Source organism: Ferruginibacter profundus (assembly GCF_054783275.1).
This window is the reverse complement of sequence record NZ_BAAGQW010000004.1, coordinates 73,189-92,982: the sequence shown is the minus strand read 5'-3', so window position 1 is coordinate 92,982 and position 19,794 is coordinate 73,189. Positions and strand designations below refer to the sequence as shown.

19 protein-coding genes are annotated in these 19,794 nt (G+C 41.5%); 9 read left to right on the top strand and 10 right to left on the bottom strand.

The annotated features are described in order from the left end of the window. Positions 1–6: 6 nt before the first annotated feature. On the top strand, positions 7–1,359 hold the full coding sequence (locus ACYVM0_RS26610; protein WP_460562473.1) for a RagB/SusD family nutrient uptake outer membrane protein: 1,353 nt from the start codon (positions 7–9) through the stop codon (positions 1,357–1,359). A 45-nt stretch (positions 1,360–1,404) separates the two neighbouring features. Here the strand turns inward: ACYVM0_RS26610 and ACYVM0_RS26605 are convergent, their stop codons facing one another. The 4 genes from ACYVM0_RS26605 to ACYVM0_RS26590 all read right to left on the bottom strand — a co-directional run bounded on the left by ACYVM0_RS26605 (position 1,405) and on the right by ACYVM0_RS26590 (position 5,240). Further along, a complete protein-coding gene (locus tag ACYVM0_RS26605) occupies positions 1,405–1,731 on the bottom strand; it encodes a hypothetical protein (RefSeq protein WP_460562471.1) in 327 nt (108 codons plus the stop codon). Between the two features lie 117 nt (positions 1,732–1,848). Continuing rightward, the gene (locus tag ACYVM0_RS26600; protein ID WP_460562469.1) at positions 1,849–2,277 is read right to left on the bottom strand and encodes a MauE/DoxX family redox-associated membrane protein; all 429 of its coding nucleotides are present in this window, start codon (positions 2,275–2,277) and stop codon (positions 1,849–1,851) included. 58 nt (positions 2,278–2,335) lie between these two features. Then, a complete protein-coding gene (locus ACYVM0_RS26595) occupies positions 2,336–2,680 on the bottom strand; it encodes a helix-turn-helix domain-containing protein (RefSeq protein WP_460562467.1) in 345 nt (114 codons plus the stop codon). Positions 2,681–2,789: 109 nt separating this feature from the next. Further along, positions 2,790–5,240, bottom strand: a complete 2,451-nt coding sequence (locus ACYVM0_RS26590; RefSeq protein WP_460562465.1) for an aminotransferase class I/II-fold pyridoxal phosphate-dependent enzyme — start codon at positions 5,238–5,240, stop codon at positions 2,790–2,792. Between the two features lie 139 nt (positions 5,241–5,379). Here ACYVM0_RS26590 and ACYVM0_RS26585 point away from each other — a divergent pair, with 139 nt between their 5' ends. From ACYVM0_RS26585 to ACYVM0_RS26575, 3 genes are read left to right on the top strand one after another with little or no spacing between them, the layout of a single operon-like run. After that, on the top strand, positions 5,380–5,754 hold the full coding sequence (locus tag ACYVM0_RS26585) for a DUF7793 family protein (RefSeq protein WP_460562463.1): 375 nt from the start codon (positions 5,380–5,382) through the stop codon (positions 5,752–5,754). A gap of 15 nt (positions 5,755–5,769) precedes the next feature. Further along, the gene (locus tag ACYVM0_RS26580) at positions 5,770–6,909 is read left to right on the top strand and encodes a PAS domain-containing sensor histidine kinase (protein ID WP_460562461.1); all 1,140 of its coding nucleotides are present in this window, start codon (positions 5,770–5,772) and stop codon (positions 6,907–6,909) included. Between the two features lie 5 nt (positions 6,910–6,914). Next, entirely contained in the window at positions 6,915–7,583 is a 669-nt protein-coding gene (locus ACYVM0_RS26575; protein ID WP_460562459.1) for a response regulator transcription factor, read from the top strand. 238 nt (positions 7,584–7,821) lie between these two features. Here the strand turns inward: ACYVM0_RS26575 and ACYVM0_RS26570 are convergent, their stop codons facing one another. After that, the gene (locus ACYVM0_RS26570) at positions 7,822–8,316 is read right to left on the bottom strand and encodes a hypothetical protein (protein WP_460562457.1); all 495 of its coding nucleotides are present in this window, start codon (positions 8,314–8,316) and stop codon (positions 7,822–7,824) included. Positions 8,317–8,687: 371 nt separating this feature from the next. On the opposite strand from ACYVM0_RS26570, the gene ACYVM0_RS26565 reads away from it, so the two are divergent. After that, positions 8,688–9,701, top strand: a complete 1,014-nt coding sequence (locus ACYVM0_RS26565) for a virulence RhuM family protein (protein WP_460562455.1) — start codon at positions 8,688–8,690, stop codon at positions 9,699–9,701. Between the two features lie 121 nt (positions 9,702–9,822). Here the strand turns inward: ACYVM0_RS26565 and ACYVM0_RS26560 are convergent, their stop codons facing one another. Further along, positions 9,823–11,154, bottom strand: coding sequence for a Gfo/Idh/MocA family protein (locus ACYVM0_RS26560; protein ID WP_460562453.1), 1,332 nt, complete (start codon positions 11,152–11,154; stop codon positions 9,823–9,825). Between the two features lie 165 nt (positions 11,155–11,319). Between ACYVM0_RS26560 and pepE the strand changes: the two genes are divergently transcribed. Next, positions 11,320–12,030 carry a type 1 glutamine amidotransferase family protein gene (pepE, locus tag ACYVM0_RS26555; protein ID WP_460562451.1) on the top strand — a complete coding sequence of 237 codons (711 nt, stop codon included), beginning with the start codon at positions 11,320–11,322 and terminating at the stop codon, positions 12,028–12,030. A 74-nt stretch (positions 12,031–12,104) separates the two neighbouring features. On the opposite strand, the gene ACYVM0_RS26550 is transcribed toward pepE, so the two are convergent. The 3 genes from ACYVM0_RS26550 to pnuC form a co-directional block, all read right to left on the bottom strand. Next, complete coding sequence (locus ACYVM0_RS26550) at positions 12,105–12,620, bottom strand: hypothetical protein (protein ID WP_460562449.1); 516 nt, start codon at positions 12,618–12,620, stop codon at positions 12,105–12,107. Between the two features lie 111 nt (positions 12,621–12,731). Further along, positions 12,732–13,799 (bottom strand): acyl-CoA dehydrogenase family protein, encoded by a 1,068-nt coding sequence (locus ACYVM0_RS26545; RefSeq protein WP_460562447.1) that lies wholly within the window; start codon positions 13,797–13,799, stop codon positions 12,732–12,734. Next, the gene (pnuC, locus tag ACYVM0_RS26540; protein ID WP_460562445.1) at positions 13,796–14,422 is read right to left on the bottom strand and encodes a nicotinamide riboside transporter PnuC; all 627 of its coding nucleotides are present in this window, start codon (positions 14,420–14,422) and stop codon (positions 13,796–13,798) included. The genes ACYVM0_RS26545 and pnuC overlap by 4 nt, the downstream gene beginning before the upstream one ends. 326 nt (positions 14,423–14,748) lie before the next feature. Between pnuC and ACYVM0_RS26535 the strand changes: the two genes are divergently transcribed. Together ACYVM0_RS26535 and ACYVM0_RS26530 are read left to right on the top strand one after the other, a co-directional pair. Then, positions 14,749–15,123, top strand: a complete 375-nt coding sequence (locus ACYVM0_RS26535) for a YccF domain-containing protein (RefSeq protein ID WP_460562443.1) — start codon at positions 14,749–14,751, stop codon at positions 15,121–15,123. Between the two features lie 243 nt (positions 15,124–15,366). Then, complete coding sequence (locus tag ACYVM0_RS26530; protein WP_460562441.1) at positions 15,367–15,732, top strand: hypothetical protein; 366 nt, start codon at positions 15,367–15,369, stop codon at positions 15,730–15,732. 108 nt (positions 15,733–15,840) lie between these two features. Here the strand turns inward: ACYVM0_RS26530 and ACYVM0_RS26525 are convergent, their stop codons facing one another. Next, on the bottom strand, positions 15,841–16,188 hold the full coding sequence (locus ACYVM0_RS26525; RefSeq protein ID WP_460562439.1) for a hypothetical protein: 348 nt from the start codon (positions 16,186–16,188) through the stop codon (positions 15,841–15,843). Positions 16,189–16,510: 322 nt separating this feature from the next. On the opposite strand from ACYVM0_RS26525, the gene ACYVM0_RS26520 reads away from it, so the two are divergent. Beyond that, a complete protein-coding gene (locus tag ACYVM0_RS26520; protein ID WP_460562437.1) occupies positions 16,511–19,777 on the top strand; it encodes a S41 family peptidase in 3,267 nt (1,088 codons plus the stop codon). The last annotated feature ends 17 nt before the right edge of the window (positions 19,778–19,794 follow it).

The following is a 19,794-nucleotide window of genomic DNA, read 5'->3' as shown; positions in this document are numbered from 1 at the left end:
ATAATAATGAAAAAGATACTCATACTGCTTGCAGTTACCTGCACCATGCTGGGATGCAAAAAATACCTGGACGAAAAGCCGGACGTTAAATTGCAACTGCCCGATAACCTCAATGCTTTACAATCCATGCTGGATTATGATGGGTTGATGAATACCAATTCGGCAGGCACCGGCGAGGTAAGCGCCGATAACTATTATGTAACCTATTCAACCTGGGCAGCATTAGCCAGCGCATCTTCTAAAAACATGTACACCTGGGAAGATGATATTACGCTTTTCGATTCACCCAATCACTGGTCCAGAACTTATGATGGTATAACAGATGCCAACGTGGTATTGGAAAAGCTGGAGACAATAACGCCTGCGGCAAACGACCGGCCGCAATGGAATAATATTAAAGGCTCGGCATTGTTTTACCGGTCAAGGTTTTTTTTAATAGCCGCCGGCCTCTGGGCAAAAACCTATGATGCCGCCGGCGCCGCAAGCAACCCGGGTATTCCCCTGCGCCTCCAATCGGATTTTAGTATACTATCAGTAAGGGGTACCGTAAAACAAACCTACGATCAGATCATCAGCGACCTTAAGACTGCCGAAACCTACCTGCCTGTTACACCGCTGCATGTAATGCGGCCTTCCAAAGCAGCAGCAGACGGATTACTGGCAAGAACGTATTTAATGATGGCCATGTACGACAGCGCCCTGGTATATGCAAATAAATACCTGGCTGCAAATGCCGGCCTGCTAAATTATAATTCACTGAGTGCCGCGGCATCTTTTCCGTTTGCAAAGTATAATACCGAAGTTATACTGCATACGCAGATGAACACACCTACCATTCTTACAAATACAAAAGCCCTTGTAGACTCTGATTTGTACAAATCTTATGTTGTAAATGATTTAAGGAAAACCCTGTTTTTTAAAAGCAACGGCAATGGAACCTATGGCTTTAAAGGCAGCTATAGCCAGAGCGGATTATTATTTACAGGTATAGCCACCGATGAATTATACCTGGTTAAAGCAGAATGCCTGGCAAGAGCAGGGAATATTACAGAAGCAATGGCTGTATTGAACAGCCTGATGGTAACGCGGTGGAAAACGGGCACCTTTGTGCCTTTTGCAGCTGCAGATGCAGCCACGGCACTTAACACTATTCTTAAGGAAAGAAGGAAAGAACTCATCTTCCGCGATCTGCGGTGGACAGATCTTAAAAGACTTAACAGGGACCCGGCTACAAGGCAAGTGGTACAGCGTAATTTAAATGGAGTAGATTATTTTCTGCGTCCTGATGAAAACCGGTATGCTTTGCCCATTCCGGCATCTGTTATTGCACTTACCGGCATGATGCAAAACCCGAGATAAAAAATAAACCCTGCACACCGGCAGGGTTTATTTTTTTTGAACCATTTATTGGCTGGCTCTTTCTGCAAATACCGATACGCTTTCAGCAAGGTTATTATAAGGGTCATTTCCCTTGGTGAAAACAGGATGTGCGCCCGTTACTGCACTACCCGGTGCACTAATGATGCATATTTCGTCATTACCTTCAGTGCAATTGTCTGCTGTGGCAGTATACACGTACTGTGCAGGATCAGTAGGGTCGGGGTTTAATGCATCCGGCATATAGCGGTAAAGGTTATTGGTTGTTGCAGTAACAACATGCTTAGGCGTAGTAAACGCTGCAAAACCAATGGCCATTAATACGGCCACAAGGCCAATTGAAAATCTTTTCATAAAAAATGTTTTAAATGATTGATAAAAATTGTTGCTAAAACTAATGTTGGTTTGCTGTTGCCTTTTTCAACAGCTTTGGTGAAATAAAAATTGCTTACTCTGTTAAAGGTTTTCAGCTTACTCCCTTTTTTGTATACCAGTTAAAAAAATACTTAACCAAGCCAGCAGCATAAATAAAATATTAAACCACAAATGCATTGGCCAGCTCATTGCTTTTATCAGGCCACCACAGCTGCAGGGTAACTTTGTTTTGTTTCCGGATAACATTACAGCTACGTAAACACTAAATATCGTCATCAGTAAGGCCGCCAGCCATAAGCCCGTTAGTAAAGTGGGTTTGTAAACAATAGCAAGCCCTGTTAAAATTTCTGCAACGGGCAGGGCAACAGCAACAAATCCGCTAAAGGGTTGTAAAAAGTGCAACTGTTCCAATTGCTCCTTAAAAACCTGGTGCCCCATTAACTTACTGGTACCGGTGTATACAAATAATAGCACCAGCATAAAGTTTATAATTGCGGGTATTCGTTTGTTGTGTATTAAAAGCATGTTATAAAGCTCGGTGGTATTAATTATCATTGTTGGCGTAATAACTATCAGGGCGGGTTTATTTAAGCCACTGTTTTTTTCTATAAGCTGCAGGCGAAAGTGTATAGTAGACACTAAAGGCCCTGGTAAAATTATTCATGTACCGGAAACCGGTAGTCCTTGCAATTTGTTTAATTGTTTTACGGCTTTCGGTGAGTAGTTCAGCCGCTTTTATCATGCGCTGTATTCGCAGGTATGCAAAAATGGTGTAACCATACCGGGCCTTAAAGCCAGCCTTTAATTTAGTTGCCCCAATACCTGTGGTACGGGCAAGCCATGCAATAGAATAATGCACACTTAAATCGGCGTCAATCAGCGCCTTGGCCTGTGCAAGGCACTCAGTATCGTATTCGGATAGTAGCATTAAAAAATAAATTCAATCAGTTCTTTCACTTGCTGTTTTAAAATGCATGTATTTGAGGGACTGTTTATTTTTTTCAATGTGTCTGCATCATTAACAATCTGTTTTAGCTTCAGGCTTGTTTCCGTCCTGCTTTTTTTGCGGTAGCGGCATAAGCTGCCAATGCTTCCATAGGGTAACTGTCGTCGCTATGCAGGTAAGCATATACCTGGTGAGGCCGGGCACCTATTTTTTGTTTTTCCAGCCCCGCCGAAAATCCTAAAAGCAGCCTTGCTTTACCGGCTTTTTTGGCCTGCAGCAATAACTGGTACAAAGCCTGCCGGTAAATATTAAATTCGGCATTGCGGGTATAATCAATACCTATTATTACCGGTATGTAGGCAGTCTTGCTGGTATAACTGAATACTACACAGCAGGGGTTGCTGTCATTGTCATTTTCAGGATTGACCAGGGTAAGTTGCAGCTTTTCCCAATCTTCATTATGTGCCAGCTGCTTAAATAGTTTAGCGGGCAGGGTAAACGTATTCAGCTCAAGGCTTTTTGCTTTTACATTCAAATACAGCTGATACCAGTGATCTATCTCTTCCTGCCAGTTTGAAACTTTAATTACTTCCACCCCAAACCGTGGAGCATGACGCAATACCTTTTTTCGTATATGGCTGCGGTTGTTTTCTGATAAAGAATCATAAAATTCCTGCGGTGAATTCCAGTTCATAGAAGGTATAATATGAGTATCAGGCAGCGCTGTCTTTATAAAACCATGATCTACCATCAGGCTGTCTAATTCATGGTGCTGGCCATAAAAATCCCGTAGCATGATGTGGCTGGCTTTGTGATGCTCCCTCAAGGAGTAAATTTTTTCCAGCATCACTTTAATGGCTTCTTTCCATAAAGGATGCTTATAATCAATATATAAATGTGGCCCTTCGGTAAGTAAGCAGCCGCTGCAGATTACCCTGCTGGTTAAATAATAGGGGTCCGTCTTTCGTTTTTCTTCAAGTTGTGCAGATACCGAAGCCGGCGAAAGCATATCCTCTTTCCATAAACTGGTTGTTAAAAAAGTAGCAGCAATGATATTTCCGGCTTCGTCTTTTACCAACAGGTAGTCAAACAGCCAGTTATCTTCCGGCAGTGGATTATCATAAAAAGTATTCTCCAGCAGTTGCAGCCCTTTCCAGTCAAATATGCCCTTACCCTCAAATAAATTATCCCATGCAACCCGGTCAATTAAAAGGATGCTTTTAAAATGCTCAGGGTAAACAATGTTTTCTGCAGCAACTGCATGCCGGGGTTTGTGATGCATCCTGGGTACCGGCAGCTTAAAAGCCTTGTACACCTGTTGCAGGGTAATGCCTTCTTCGGCCATGGCAGCCAATAGCTCAATGCCTAAAGTTTTTACCATACTTTCAATCTGGGCCGGCAAATGGAGGCTGGTAACGGTAAAGCGTATACCGGTTTGCCGCATTGGCACTGTTGGAAATATACCCAGGTTTACATAAAACCCTTTTTTAAGCATTCTGGCAACTACATTATGCCCCAGCCTGGGATAACTGACTGCTACAAAAAATATAGCTGCCCCCGCCCGAGATACCAGCGGAAGCTGGTATTTTTTCAGCATGGTTAAAGTAAAATTAATATTGTGTTGCAACCGTTCCTGTAATGCAGGCAGGGCAGCACTAAGGTGTAACCTGGCACTGGCAATAGCTGCTCCCAGTGCCGATGGTTGCATTGGCCCTGAACTTAGTAATGGCCCTCCTGTATTGCCTACCTTTTGGGCCCAGCGTGCATTTCCAAAAACCAGCACACCGCCGCCCGAAGCAAAAGCTTTGTTTAAAGATGTTGCCATTACCATTTTTTTATGAATGGTATGCCGGCTTAAAACAAACCCTTTTCCATATTTTCCATGTATACTCATCCCATGTGCATCATCCACATAAAAATGCAATTCGGGATATTTTTCCAGCAACAAATAAATCGTATCAATAGGGCAACTGTCGCCAAACATTGAGTAAATACCGTCTGCCATATACCATACCTGTTTATGCTTAGCCCGCAAGGCGCTTATCTTTTCTTCTAAAAGATCCATTCGGTTATGCCGCACCAGTTCTACAGTTACGCCGTGGGGCTTTAAAAGCTGTACTGCTCCCTGTACCGAATTATGCACCTGCTGGTCCATAATCACAGCAGCATCGCTGGCTACCAATACCGGTATAGCAGCAATATGGCCTAGTGTAGTGGTAGGCGTTATAACACAAGGAGCTTCAAATATTTTTTCTAACAGTTCCTGTAATTCATTATACAGTCCCAGCGAAATGTAGGCCCTTGATGCGGAAAACTGAGTGCCATAATTATCAATAGCCGCTTTTGCAGCATCTTTTAATTGAGGGTCAAATTCAAGCCCCAGGTAACTGCAGGAGCCAAAATTTACAACGGGTTGCTGGTTAATGGTAATGTAGGTTCCGTTGATAGGTGCAGCAGCAGTGCTCAAATGAAAAATGCCTTTTAAAATACCATATTGAGCAATCTGGTCAATAGTATCGTAAAAATGCTGTTGTTTACTCATGTGTAAAGTTTTTTCAAACCTGCCCCTTTTTTACAGTAATAAAAACAGTTGAAATACTCACTTTTACAAATCATACATACGGTTACGGCTAGGTATAAATGCGTACATGGTTTTGGAAGATTATTTTTAGCTTTATAACATGGTACCCGCTAAACCATACGTACACCTGCACACCAATAAAGGCATTTTAATTGGCAGCTATACCCAAAAACTGCATATTAACCTGCCCATAGCAAAGGAGATTGTAAGTGCAAGAATAGCATTTGCCCGGGGGCAACAATGGCCGGTTATGATTATTGGTAATGGAATTGTTAGTATGGACAAGTCAGCAAGGGAATACTTTGCCTCTCCCGAAGCAACAGAAGGATTGATTGCAACAGCTATAGTGGCGGAGTCAGAGTTCCACCGTATTATCGGTAATTTTTTTATTTCGGTAAATAAAACTGCAATGCCGGTAAGGATATTCAGCAACGTTAAAAAAGCAGAAAAATGGCTGACTCAATTTATCAGGTGAATAAATAATTAGTGTATGAATAAACGCTTAAGAAAGATAAGTGCCATACTAAGCGATTACTCCCGCGGCAACTTTCATAAACAAATCCCCTTGTCGCCGGTGCTGGATCAATTGGACGGTATCAGCAGCAACATCAATATGCTGGGAGAAGAATTGCACGCAGCCACTATCTCCCGCAATTATTTCAATAATATTTACAATGCCGTTACTGATATGGTGCTGGTTGTTAATACCAGGGGGTTTATTGAGGAGGTTAATGAGGCGGCAACCAAACTGGCAGCATACAAACCGTTGTTTTTAAAAGGCAAATCACTCGCTACCATAAATATAAAAGGTCTTCCACATTTTCGAAAACTTTTGCAGCAACTGAAAATATCACATACACTGCAGTATGAATGCTGCCGTTTAAAAACCGCACGGGGTCAAATTATTCCTGTAAGGGTTAGCCTGGTATATTTTGCAGATGAACAGTTGCGTTACCGTGTACTCCTGACAGTGAAAGATATCAGTTACAGGATTAAAACTGAAAACCTGGTCATCAGGGCTATCATAGATACACAGGAAAAGGAAAGAACCAGGCTGGCAAAAGACTTGCATGATAGCCTTATTCAGCAAATGGCGGGCATTAAATTTTATATCAGTACCATTGCCGGGTGCACAAAAAATCTGCAGCAAAAAGAAATCCTTCTGCAGGCAAATACCGCAATGGCCGAGATGATTGTTGATACAAAGAATATTTGTTTCAATCTTATGCCACGTTCGCTGGAGCAGTTTGGATTGGTAAAAGCTGTCCAGGTATTTTGTAACCAGGTGCTGGTAGCTAATAAAATAAAGTTTGATATAACAGATCTTACAGGGTGGCCCGTGGTGTTACCTTCCCTGGCAATAGATCTGTACAGGGTGGTGCAGGAATTTATACATAATGCGGTTAAACATGGTAAAGCCCGGCGTATTAAAATTCAATTCAGCCATAATAAAAATGCACTCACCCTGGTTTTGCAGGATAATGGCAAAGGCTTCAATACCCGGAATGTTTATGAAGGTATGGGTTTAAAGAATGTGCAGTCCAGGGTAAGATCGCATGATGGAAAACTTAAATTAACCAGCATAACGGGTAAAGGTACCCGTTATGTTATTACCATACCACTAAACTAATAATTATGCTTGCAGAGGATACTTTTGTAACTCCTATTAATGTATTGATCATCGATGACCATAAAATGGTAAGAGACGGTTTAAAAATGATGTTGGTAGCAATGAAAAAGTGTTTCCAGTTCAGGATTGCAGAGGCATCAAGTGGTGAAGATGCATTGCGAAAAATCAGCAGGGAGAATTTTGAACTGGTAATTATAGATTACCAGCTGCCCGGTATTTCTGGTGTTGAAACCATTCACCGTACCCTGCGTTTCAGACCCGCTACAAAAATCCTGGTATTGAGCCATTACGATGAGTTACCTTGTATACAGGCAATGATGGATGCCGGCGCCAGGGGCTATGTACTTAAAAGTATTGAGCCCGGCGAATTGCAGAATGCTATAACAACCGTGTTGCAAAACAATATTTACTTTAGTAATACCGCAGCCTTAAAGCTTATCGAATCACAAAAGGAAGTAACAGTAAAACAACTGCAGGAAAAATCACAGCTTACCCCACGCCAACTGGAAATACTGCAATGGATTGCCGAAGAACTAACCACTGATGAAATTGCTCAAAAGTTGTCCTTATCTAAACGAACTGTTGATACCCATCGCCAAAACCTCATCAACAAACTACAGGTAAAAAATACAGTAGGGTTGGTTAAAGCGGCTATCAGGTTGAATTTATTATAACCATATGGAGGCTACAATTTACCTTAACTATCTTTAAGCAGAACGAGCGTTGTTGCAGCACCAGTTAAGCTCCCCGGTTTATAAGTATTGAATAGATATAAACCCATTGCTAAATTTTTCAAGCGCTGTTGAGATATAAATAGTTACTGTAGCAGTACAACAGGAACAACATTATTACAAAACAGTTTTTGATAATGTGGTTCGGTAACGTATAGCTTTATTTGTATACTGCTGGTAATTATCCTATTGTTAAACTCCTGGGTTCTACCGGCACCACATTTATGGTAGGGTTGGTTTGTTCCAGGTTGGTAACTGTATACACAGCCACTACCTCCAGTTGTACAGGGCTGATAATTTCAACAAATCCAATTTTTAGCAGATCATCGGCACCGGCTTTTTTAAGCATCCCGGTGATCTTGCAACAATCGTCCATGGTGGCATGCAGGGGTTTAAGTACCACCCTGTCAACACCGGCAATACCTTGCGTTTCGGGTTCCCGGGCAATGGCCTTATTATTTACCACTACGGGTATAAATGCTTTTACAACAGTAGTTTCTTTAGGTCCGTAGTTGAGTATATTAATTTCGGTACTGTAAATACCACGGCTAACAATTGCCCCTTCGCACTCACTTTCAAATTTGTTTTTCTGAACGCCGCATACAAATTTTACATTGTACACAAAATATTTTCGTTTGGTTAAAGCCAGTTGCTTCAACATATCTGGTGTTGGCATAAAAAAAGTTTTAGATGATTTAATTGATTAAAAGACCGCTGTAAAAGTAGTTTTTCCAAATACCGGTGTCAATACCGCAAACAGGGGTATTTGAGGAGCAGCAGGTCTGTAGAATTCCAAACTGAGCAACGGCACAGGGAACCCCTTCCGGCGCATTCTATCTAAAAACCCAACTCTTTCAGCTCTTCTTTTTATCATATATGACGCCGTTACCTGCATAAAAGCCTCCAATACTTAAAAAAATACCCTAAGCTGAGCTACAGCGTGTTTTTTAACTGTACATAGTTATAGTATATGTTTTTTGTAAAACCAATAAATCACCAAGCAGCTAATATTTTTAGTATTTTTGTTTCTTTGTAATTGAAAAGAGTATGACCGAAAAAAATCAAACTAACGACATTATATTTTACACTTCCCCTGAGGGCAATGTAAGCATTGAAGTAATATACAATAACGAAACCTTTTGGCTTTCGCAAAAGCGTATGGCAGAACTGTTTGGGTGCAGCGCCGACAATATTTCATTACATATAAAAAACATTTTTAAAGATGAGGAATTAGACCCGAATTCAGTTACCGAGGAAATCTCGGCTACTGCTGCCGATGGCAAAAACTACAAAACCAGGTTTTACAACTTAGATGCTATTATAGCTGTAGGCTACAGGGTAAACAGCTACCAGGCAACACAGTTTCGTATCTGGGCTACCAAAACACTGAGGGAGTTTATTATCAAAGGCTTTGTATTAGACGATGAACGTCTGAAACAAGGTAAACGTTTTGGCAAAGATTACTTTGATGAACTCCTGGAACGCATAAGAGAAATAAGAGCCAGCGAAAGACGCTTTTATCTAAAAATTACTGATATATACGAGCAGTGCAGTATTGATTACAATAAAGATGCTGCAATAACACAGGAGTTTTTTAAAACAGTACAAAACAAATTACATTGGGCAATTACAGGCAAAACAGCAGCTGAACTTTTAGCGCAAAGAGCCGATGCCGGTAAACCCAATATGGGTTTAACCACCTGGAAAAATGCACCCCGGGGCAAAATATTAAAAAGTGATATAGGAACTGCAAAAAATTATATGCAGGAAAAAGAGATCAAAGAGTTGGAACGTATTGTTACCATGTATTTAGATTTTGCAGAACTGCAAGCCGAAAGGCAAATACCAATGAAGATGGCAGATTGGGTAACACGATCAGATGCCTTCCTGCAATTCAACGAATATCAAATATTAAAAGATGCAGGAAAAGGAAGCCACGAAGTAGCGATGAAATTGGTAGAGAAAGAATATGAAAAATTCCGTTTAGTGCAAGACAAAAATTTTGAAAGTGATTTTGACAAAGAGATAAAAAAGATGACGGGTAAGCCTGAAAAGAAATAACAACGCAGCACCCCTGGTTCAACTGTTCTTTTTTCTGAAATTTAAACCTGGCGCCGGCACAAATCGCCAACTATTAGGTCAGGTATTTGATGCTGAGCAATTGAGTTATAAGTAACATAATTTAAACTTTCGGCAGCTTATACCCATTATGATACGCTGCAGTAAGATATTTTTTGTTAATTGATTTATCTGTAAAATGTGCTTCTTCTTTATCCCAATATAATTTTTTACCTGAGCGAAAGGCAATATTACCCATCTGGCTTAAAGTAGCAATATCGGCAGCAGCACTGATAGGGCAATGTAAATCCTCCGTTTTACGGTTACGCACCACCGAAAAAAAGTTTTCCATATGCAGATTAATACCAACATCAACAGATGGTTTACGGGCAACAGTAATTTTATTGGCACTGCGACCTTCTTCAAACACTTCCCATCCGCCACGGTCCAGTTCCAGCGTACCATTGTTGCCAATAAAAGCAATACCATGTTCTTTACGGAATAAACCATTTTCAATACCAATGGCATGGTCCCACAATAAATTAAAATGCTCAAACTGGTAACTCACGCTCATAGTGTCGGGTGCTTCCTGAGGGGTAGTGGGGTCGGCAAAATTGCCACCAATAGCACTGATGGAAACGGGTACGGTAGCATTCATACCCATCAGGGCATAATCCAGTAAGTGTACTCCCCAATCGGTCATTAAGCCGCCGGCATAATCCCAAAACCAGCGCCAGCTGAAATGAAAGCGGTTACTATTGAACGGGCGCTGCAGTGCAGGCCCTAACCAGGTAGTATAATCCACGCCTTCGGGTACCGGGCCATCGGCTACAATAGACAAAGGCCGCTTCCAACCCAGGTAACACCACACTTTTACGGTGCGGATATTGCCCAGCTGCCCGGTGCCTATAAAATCAATAGCATCTTTAAAATGCTGCTGGCTGCGTTGCCATTGCCCGGCCTGCACCACACGGTTGTATCGTTGCTGCGCTGCCATCATAATACGGCATTCGGTAATGGAATTGCCCACGGGTTTTTCTATATATACATCTTTACCGGCTTTGCAGGCGTCCACCATTTGCAGGCAATGCCAGTGGTCGGGTGTACCAATGATTACGGCATCAACTTCTTTCATGTCCAACAAGGCCCGGTAGTCTTTAAATATTTTAATATTGCTGGTAGAGATATTTAGTTTGGTTAAGTCTGCCAGTCTTCTGTTGATCACATTCTGATCCACATCGCATAATGCCACAATATTTACGCCCGGCACTTTTATGGCAGCCATAGCATCTGTCCAACCCATACCATTGATGCCGATTACACCGATATTGACCTGGTCTGACGGTGCCACACGGTTCTTAAAAAATGCAAATACAGTATTGTTGAGAGAGGGGGCAATTAATGCACCTGTTGTAAGTGCCGCTGCCTGCTGCAGAAAAGTTTTACGTGACGCCATAGCAAGGTTTTAAATCTTAAAAGAAAGGTTGTAAAAGATATCACTAGTTACAAATTTATTTTGAAGTTGCCTAAAAAAGTCAATGGCTAATGATGGTACTTTGGTTGCAATCCCGATTGTTTCGTTTGTAGTTATTGTTAACTTTGATGCTTTAATAATTTACTCATGTACCAACGCATCCTTGCTTTCAGCAGTTCAAGAACGGGTAATGGCGGCTACCTTGAAGCAGCCGCACCTTTGATCAATAATTTTTTAGGTGATACCGTTGCTACGATAGCATTTGTTCCCTTTGCATCGGTAGATACTAACTACGAAGCCTACACAGAAAAAGTGAGGGCTGCATTACCATACAATATTGTAACTGTAACGCCTGACAATGCAATTGATATCATTACTACAGCCGATGCCATAATGGTAGGTGGTGGCAATACTTTCAAACTCCTGCATGACCTGTACGGCACTAATGCGTTGCCACTGATTCAGGAAAAAATAAATAGTGGTACGCCTTATATTGGGTGGAGTGCCGGCAGTAATATTACCGGCGCCACCATCTGCACCACTAATGATATGCCCATCATTAATCCCGGTAGTTTTAGTGCGCTGGCGTTTTTTCCTTTCCAGATAAACCCTCATTATTATAATGTTGCTGTACCTGGTTTTAACGGTGAAACAAGAGACCAGCGGCTGGAAGAATTTTTATTGCTTAATCCTTCTGTTCCCATCGTGGCGCTGCCGGAAGGCACGGCGCTGTTGCTGGATAATAATAAATTGATTATGACAGGGAATACAGATGCGTTTGTATTGAGCAATAAAAATAATACGCTGCAAAAAACAATTATTGCTGCGGGAGAAGATTGTAGTTATTTGATGAGATGACATGGAGATACAAGGAGTTATCACGGAGCAGCGCAAAAGAGCCTCTGTGCAACTCCGTAAAATTTCCCTATAAATTACATGAACAGCATGATCAACGTAAGCACAATACCTGCAATAGTAAAATACAACCCCTTTTTAAAAATAGTTGTCTTAGGCATAAACATCCAGAAAGAAGAAATGACAAAAAAGAATAACGACACACCAAAAAATACATTCAGGTAAAACAAGGGGTCCTTGGTATTGGCTTTATGTAAGTGTGTTAATTTTTCAATCATCCTGGGTAATGATTTAGTAGTATAACTTACCGCACCTGTTGCTGAGTTATAAGTGCCATTTTTAAAACTTTGTACATCGCCGTTTACCGATTCAATTTTCAGGTCGCGGATGCGGATGGCTTTACCCAATGAGTCGGCACTAAGGCCAGGCTTCAATTGCTGTTCCACTACTTTGGTTTGCTTTAAAAAATTGGTATCCCTGAAAATAAGAACGATACCACTAAGGGCATACACCGCCATAATACCTGCCAGGAAAAATCCAAGGTAACGGTGATAGATACGCATGCTGTTGTGAACGGTTGCTTTATTGCTCATTGCTTTTTTTATTTGCTGCAAAGAAAAGAAAACAAAAAAACATAGCCCACGAAATCGGGAAAAGGATTTATAGAAAAGGGAATTATCTGTTCATCCTGTATACAATCGCTATTAATTATTAAATATACTATGCTGACTGGCCGTATGCAGATTGCGCCAAACCCGGTTGATCTCCGTTTGAGGATTAGCGGCCTGCATACCACAATACGGATATAGTTCTTCTGCCATTTTCCTGGAAGTAATGGCCAGGGCTTTACTGGTATTACTTACAGTTTGTAATACTTGCGGCGAAACAGAAAGGTTGTTATTGCACTCCTGCCATGATGCAGCTACGGCAGTATAAAATAATTGTCTTGCTGCATCCATTTGCTGCACGGCATTTTTTAAAGCCAGCAGCATTGCAGGAGAGGATCGTTTTTCTGTAATAAGCGTACAGAGTTCTAAAAAGCGCATGGCCATGCCGCTGCTATTTACTGCAAGGGTGGTTTCTGCTAATTGTAAAAAGGGATATTGATAAACCGGGTCTTTTAATACTGCAAATTGCGGATCAATAATAAAGGCCCTGTTTTTATTAACAGTAATTTTTTTTACTTCAAAACTATGGCTGCCGGTAGCGATCATACCCATGCGTTTCCAGTTTTCGTGAATGGTAACTTCGTCTTTTAAAAATAAAAACGCCCGGATCAATGGACTGCCATCATCATTTTTTAAAAACACGCCCTCTTGTTCTATCATACAGTTGGCAGTAAAAGCGGTAGCGGCGTTGGCTCCGGTAGCATAATCCCAAAAACCACTGATCTCGTAACCATCAGCAGTAATAGCTGCCTTGCCGGAAGCTTTACCACTTCCTGCCAGGCAAACTTTGGGATGTTCAAAAACAGTAGTACACAATTCAGGGTTTAAAAAACCAACAAACCAAGCGGCACCTGCGCAAAGAGTAACTGTCCAGCCAACAGATCCATCCGACCAGGCCAGCGCTTCCTCCAATTGTAATATTTCGGGTAAGCTTAACTGTAATCCTTTATGTGCTTTGGGCACAAACAGATTAAACCAGTTGTGCTCATAGATAATGGACAACTGTGCCGGATGCAATTGTTGCAGTTGTTCTGCTTCGGCAGCCAGTAAACGTAAAGCGTTTGCTATTTCGGGAGCAATATGTGCTGATGGATGTGTTGTCATTGGTAGGTAGTAGCAGGTTTTTCGTTTTGTAGTATTTTGCGCCATTGATAATACCCCAGAATAGCCACCACAAATAGAAACAAAGTAAGCACTGCAAAAAGGGCATACTGTTTATATAGTAATAAGGGTATGGCAAATAAATTAGACAGGTTCAATACGATCCAGTTCTCTATCTTTCTTTTGGAAAGCAGCCACATGCCCGCCCATGCAGTAGCACTTACCCAGGCATCCCAATACGGCACATTAGACGTGGTGTGGTATTTGAGTACAAAGGCCAGCAGGGTAAAACTTATTGCTGTTATCAGTGCAACAATCAACCAGTCTTGCCGGTTGCAATAACTGATCTTAACTACAGGCTTATCATTCTTTTTAACCCAGTACCACCAGCCATAAATACTCATCACTACATAATAAACATTCAACAGGCTTTCAGCATATAGTTTTCCATCAAATAGTATGTATGCGGTTAACACGGTACTGATAATACCTGCAGGATACAACCATACTTTATTGGCTTTGGCCAGTAATACTTCGGCAACGCCGGTGATAACGGCACACCACTGCCAGCCATCTGTTTCTTTAATTTGCTGCCAGAATAAATTACACCAGTCGTACAGACTCATTTCAAACATATTAAATGGTAAACTGATTACTCAAAGCGTGACCGGGATGCAATTACATGCACTGTTATCCTTTATTCCTACGCCGGCATTATCCGGATCAGGTGTATGAAAAAACGCCACAGCATTTTTTCAATGGGTATAATCTCAGCCTGTTTTTCATCAGAAAAGTCAGCTCGTTTGCAACTTTTCCAAAAGGCACCCCTTGAGTATGATTGCAAAGATAGGGGTATAATCTGCTTTATAGATTTGCTTTACAAAGTACAAGCGTGTAATATTTTTTACTCTGCCTTTGTATTATCTTTACAACTCTTCAATAAAAAACAAATATGAACCTTACCGGTAATCTCATCTGGTTAATATTCGGCGGCTTATTGGCAGCACTGGGTTATGTGGTGGGTGGCTTTGTATTATGCATTACAGTAGTTGGTATTCCCTGGGGCTTACAGTGTTTTAAATTAGCCGGTTTGGTATTATGGCCCTTTGGCAAAAAAGTTGTGAGCGATAGCAGCAACACGGGTTGTTTGTCTGTATTGTGTAATATTATCTGGTTGCTTTGCGGCGGTTTGTATACAGCAATGGTACATATTGTAATGGGATTGTTATTATCTATTACTATCATCGGTATACCCTGGGGCCGGCAGCATTTTAAATTGATAGAAATTTCCCTGATGCCGTTCGGCAAAAAAATTGTGTGGGCATAATTAACTTTAGCTGCAGCATAAATATTGACTACTGTTATACGCTTGTTAACAGCAGCAACTAAAAAACCTGATTTCACCTACATGCTTTACACTGGTATAACCCTTTACAGCATTAGCTTTCATTGATACAACATACATTTTTGCGTTGAAAAATGCAATGCAATAAACAGGCTTTAACTTGTTTTTATTAACTGTTGGCACAGTATTCACATACTACTGTATGAACCAAAAAAATAAAATACAATGAAAAAGTTCTACTTAATCACCTTTGCTGTAAGTGCCTTTATACTGATCAGCAGCAGTGCCGGTGCACAAAATAATAATGGCAGGAGTATGCAGAAACGCAATTCCGATAATGTAAACGTTCCATACAGCCGGGACAATGACCCGTACGGCAGCGGCAATCAGCATGAACAACGCAACGGGCAGTACAACCGGGGTAATGAAAACGAACAATATGGAGGACGGGACGACCGCTACGACAACAACCGTAACGTACAATACGGAAGGCGTGACCGCAGGGAGAACGAAAGGTATAATAAGCATGACCGCAGGCATGATAACAGGCGTAATTGCAATAGCCGTTCTTACCGCCGTGGTAACTATTAAAAATAATTTAAACCAGCAAAAACCCAAACATATGTTTGGGTTTTTTATTCTTATTGCATTGATGAGATTAAGCTCCGTTATGCATTCAGTGCCTTAATGAAAAATAACTTAGTTTTTTCCCAGTTTATAATAGGCAGTAAAACCCGAAGCGCCATCTTTAAAATTGGGTACTAAAGATAATTTAGCCGCTAACCTAAGCAATCCTGTATTGGCAGCGCCAGCACGTGCTACGGTATACAGCACCCATTTGTGTTTCATATTGGGGTGATAGTGCGTATAAACAGAGGCCATAAAATAAGTAGATGTAGCTACAACCGAAGGATGCGCTGCATAAAAAGAATTCCTGGCGCCGCCCCTTGTTCTGCTATCCATGGGCACATTGGGGTTGTAGACGCAAGGCCGGTACCGGTTGGCAATCATGGCCAAACTCGTATATAGTGTACCGGTAGTACACATGGTTTCCAGTACTTACACTCATACCATAAAAGACCAGGCATCGACTGCCCAGCAAGCGGAATGTCTAACCAGGGCCTGATAGTATAAGGTGGTGAATTTTTAGTGAGGGGTACTATCGGGCATTGGTAATTGTGACTGTTGCATCTGATAGCTGAGCCTTTATATTTACGGAAAGTACTGACATTAGTGCATAAAGCCCCGGTGCCCGGGTAACCTGTAAATGATGTAAGGAATACTGAAATTATGTAAGACCAGCTGTTACAAAAGCAACCCACATCCGGATAAAACATTATATTTAATCTACCAAACTAAAACTTTATTCATGACCTGTAAACTCCTGTCAGTAGTGTTGATACTGCTTATGTGCAACACTGCAAGTGCCCAGCAAAAGGGCTATTACCGCAGCCCGGCTGTCTATAAAAACATTGTGATCTTTACCGCCGAAGGCGACCTGTGGAAGTATGATATGCAAAACGGCATTACTTCCCGGTTAACCACTAACCCCGGTGTGGAAACAAGCCCTGCTATTTCACCCGATGGAAAGCAACTCAGCTTTACCGGTCAATATGAAGGCCCTACTGAATTGTATGTGATGAGCATTAATGGCAGCGTACCTAAAAGGCTTACTTATGATTTTGACAATTGGGATATGTATAATTCCGGCTGGACCAACGATGGAAAAATTTTATACCGCACCAGTAAATACAGCCAGTTGCCCATGCCGCAGCTGGTTAAATTAGATCCGGCCACATTGAGTTATGAAACATTGCCATTGTCGCAGGCATCACAAGGTTGTTATGATGATGCCGGCACCTTATTTTTTACCCGCCTGCCTAACCAGGGTAGTAAAACCAAAAGATACAAAGGTGGTTTTATAGAACAGGTATGGAAATTTGATGGCAAAAGCGAAGCCGTAAATCTTACTGCCGATTTTGATGGCACCAGTTGTAAACCCATGTTGTACCAAAACAGTATTTATTTTTTATCTGACAGGGATGGTACGATGAACCTATGGTCGATGGATAAAAATGGTAAGGGATTACAACAACATACCTTTTCTAAAGGATGGGACCTGCAGTCACCTTCAATTTATGCAACTACTATTGTGTACCAGAAAGGAGCGGATATTTGGTTGTATGACATTGCCACCGGCAAAGAGCGTATGCTTGATATTAGCCTGCAATCAGATTTTGATCAGCGCAAACCGAGATGGATCAAAAGCCCGGTGAATACCATCAGTGCCGGCGATATTTCTCCCAATGGTAATTATGCTGCCATTATCAGCAGGGGAAGATTATTTGTATCCCCTTCCAAAAGCGATCGCTGGGTAGAGATTATCCGTAAGAGTGGTATTCGTTTTAAGGAAGTACATTTTATCAATGAAAAAAGCCTGGCGGTTTTGTCTGACGAAAGCGGTGAATTTGAAATATGGAAAATGAATGCCGATGGAACAGATACTGCTAAGCAACTTACGAAAGATACTAAAGTACTCATTAGTTTTTTCAGTGTTTCTCCCGATGGAAAATATATTGGGTACAATGATAAGAATGGTGTGATGCGGATAGTGGAAGTGGCAACCGGCGCTATAAAATCTGAGTATAAAGATTCTTATGGCGGGGTGTCTGAAATGTCGTGGAGTGCCAACAGTAAATTTTTAAGTTTTACAGAAGGTATTGCCAACCAGAATTCGCAGATCAGTGTGGTGGATATCACTACTATGAAAACGATGCCCCTCACCACAGCCCGTTTGGATAGTTATAATCCTTCATGGTCGGCAGACAGCAGCTGGTTATATTTTGCATCCGACAGAAAACTGGAAACTAAAGTGAGCAGTCCCTGGGGACCACGCCAGCCGGAGCCATACTATACCGAGACCACTAACTTGTATGCCTTACAGTTAGATAGTGCTGCAAAATTTCCTTTTTTGCAAAAAGATTCGTGGATGACAGACTCTATGTTTAACCCGGCAGAAAAAAAGAAAGCAGTAGAGAAAAAAGCCACTGTTAAAAAAGAAACTTTTGCAGCTAAAACCTACAACTGGCAAAAGATAAGCAAGCAATTATACCAGGTGCCGGTTAAGAATGGCAATATTGGCGGCCTTGCCACAGCTGATGGATTTTTATACTGGATGGATAACGGTGCTGCGGGTAATGAAGATGGCGCTAAACTTATGGCGCTAAAAATTGAAGAAAGCAAAAAGTATGAACCTTCTACAGTAGCCACCGGTGTTGCCGGCTTTACCGTATCAGGCAATAAAAAGAAAATACTGATCTCTTTTAAAAATAAAGCTTTAGCTATTGCCGATGCCAACGGGCAAAAAGTAGATATGGAAAAAGCTAAACTGGAATTAGAGAACTGGAATTTTACCATTAACCCACAACAGGACTGGAATGAAATGTTTGCCGACGCCTGGCGTATGATGAGGGATTATTTTTACGACAGGGATATGCATAAAGTGGATTGGGTAAAAGTGAGAAAACAATACGAACCCTTGCTGGAACGCATTACTGACCGTTATGAGCTGGACGACCTGATTGCACAAATGGTAGGCGAATTATCTGCGCTGCACACTTTTGTATATGGTGGTGAAAAAAGGAATTCGCCCGACCAGATACAATGTGGATTTTTAGGTGCTACACTTAAGAAAAATAGTAATGGATTAGTCATCAGCCATATTTATAAGAGTGATCCTGATTATCCTGATTTCACATCGCCGTTGAACAGGCCCGAGTTAGCAATAAAAGAGGGTGATATTATTACAGCAGTAAATAATGTAGCCTTGAAAAATGTACAGGATATTTCAGAATTGTTAGCAGGCAAAGTAAATGTACCGGTAAAATTAAACCTGCTGGATAAAAATATGAAGCCTTATGTGCAGGTGGTAAAACCGTTTTCTTTCCGGGATGATGACCTGATGCGCTATGCAGAATGGGAACTGGAAAGAAGAGAAAGAGTGGATACCTTAAGCAGTAACGATATCGGGTACGTGCATTTGAAAGCTATGGGCGGCGGCGATATGGATGATTTTGTAAAACAATTTTACCCGGTATTCGACCGTAAAGGATTGATAATAGATGTACGCCATAATTTTGGTGGCAATATTGATGCCTGGGTATTGGAAAAATTAATGCGTAAAGCGTGGATGTACTGGCAGGGCCGTGCAGGCGGACCCAGCTGGAATATGCATTACGCCTTTCGTGGGCATATGGTTATTTTGTGCGACCAGGTTACTTCTTCAGATGGAGAAGCTGTTACTGAAGGTTTTCGCAGGTTAGGCCTGGGCAAGGTAATTGGTATGAGAACCTGGGGTGGAGAAATATGGCTGAGCAGCAGCAACCGCCTGGTAGATAACGGTATTGCCAGCGCCGCAGAATTTGGTGTATTTGGCCCCGAAGGAAAATGGCTGATTGAAGGCCGTGGCGTAGAGCCGGATATTACTGTGGATAATTTGCCTTTTGAAACCTTTAAAGGAAAAGATGCCCAACTGGAAGCCGCAATTGAATACCTGAAGAAAAAAATAAAGGATGAACCGGTGCAGCCCGTTAAAGTACCACCGCATCCTGATAAATCTTTTAACTACGATAAGTAATACAGCATTATTGGTTA

Bases quoted from the DNA above. Each gene is read 5' to 3' on its own strand.
- ACYVM0_RS26580 (WP_460562461.1), top strand. From the start codon at position 5,770: ATGAATAAACGCTTAAGAAAGATAAGTGCCATACTAAGCGATTACTCC.
- ACYVM0_RS26570 (WP_460562457.1), bottom strand. From the start codon at position 8,316: ATGCCAACACCAGATATGTTGAAGCAACTGGCTTTAACCAAACGAAAA.
- ACYVM0_RS26575 (WP_460562459.1), top strand. From the start codon at position 6,915: ATGCTTGCAGAGGATACTTTTGTAACTCCTATTAATGTATTGATCATC.
- ACYVM0_RS26530 (WP_460562441.1), top strand. From the start codon at position 15,367: ATGAAAAAGTTCTACTTAATCACCTTTGCTGTAAGTGCCTTTATACTG.
- ACYVM0_RS26600 (WP_460562469.1), bottom strand. From the start codon at position 2,277: ATGCTTTTAATACACAACAAACGAATACCCGCAATTATAAACTTTATG.
- ACYVM0_RS26535 (WP_460562443.1), top strand. From the start codon at position 14,749: ATGAACCTTACCGGTAATCTCATCTGGTTAATATTCGGCGGCTTATTG.
- ACYVM0_RS26520 (WP_460562437.1), top strand. From the start codon at position 16,511: ATGACCTGTAAACTCCTGTCAGTAGTGTTGATACTGCTTATGTGCAAC.
- ACYVM0_RS26585 (WP_460562463.1), top strand. From the start codon at position 5,380: ATGGTACCCGCTAAACCATACGTACACCTGCACACCAATAAAGGCATT.
- pepE (WP_460562451.1), top strand. From the start codon at position 11,320: ATGTACCAACGCATCCTTGCTTTCAGCAGTTCAAGAACGGGTAATGGC.
- pnuC (WP_460562445.1), bottom strand. From the start codon at position 14,422: ATGAGTCTGTACGACTGGTGTAATTTATTCTGGCAGCAAATTAAAGAA.
- ACYVM0_RS26605 (WP_460562471.1), bottom strand. From the start codon at position 1,731: ATGAAAAGATTTTCAATTGGCCTTGTGGCCGTATTAATGGCCATTGGT.
- ACYVM0_RS26525 (WP_460562439.1), bottom strand. From the start codon at position 16,188: ATGTGTACTACCGGTACACTATATACGAGTTTGGCCATGATTGCCAAC.
- ACYVM0_RS26565 (WP_460562455.1), top strand. From the start codon at position 8,688: ATGACCGAAAAAAATCAAACTAACGACATTATATTTTACACTTCCCCT.
- ACYVM0_RS26545 (WP_460562447.1), bottom strand. From the start codon at position 13,799: ATGACAACACATCCATCAGCACATATTGCTCCCGAAATAGCAAACGCT.
- ACYVM0_RS26590 (WP_460562465.1), bottom strand. From the start codon at position 5,240: ATGAGTAAACAACAGCATTTTTACGATACTATTGACCAGATTGCTCAA.
- ACYVM0_RS26595 (WP_460562467.1), bottom strand. From the start codon at position 2,680: ATGCTACTATCCGAATACGATACTGAGTGCCTTGCACAGGCCAAGGCG.
- ACYVM0_RS26610 (WP_460562473.1), top strand. From the start codon at position 7: ATGAAAAAGATACTCATACTGCTTGCAGTTACCTGCACCATGCTGGGA.
- ACYVM0_RS26560 (WP_460562453.1), bottom strand. From the start codon at position 11,154: ATGGCGTCACGTAAAACTTTTCTGCAGCAGGCAGCGGCACTTACAACA.
- ACYVM0_RS26550 (WP_460562449.1), bottom strand. From the start codon at position 12,620: ATGAGCAATAAAGCAACCGTTCACAACAGCATGCGTATCTATCACCGT.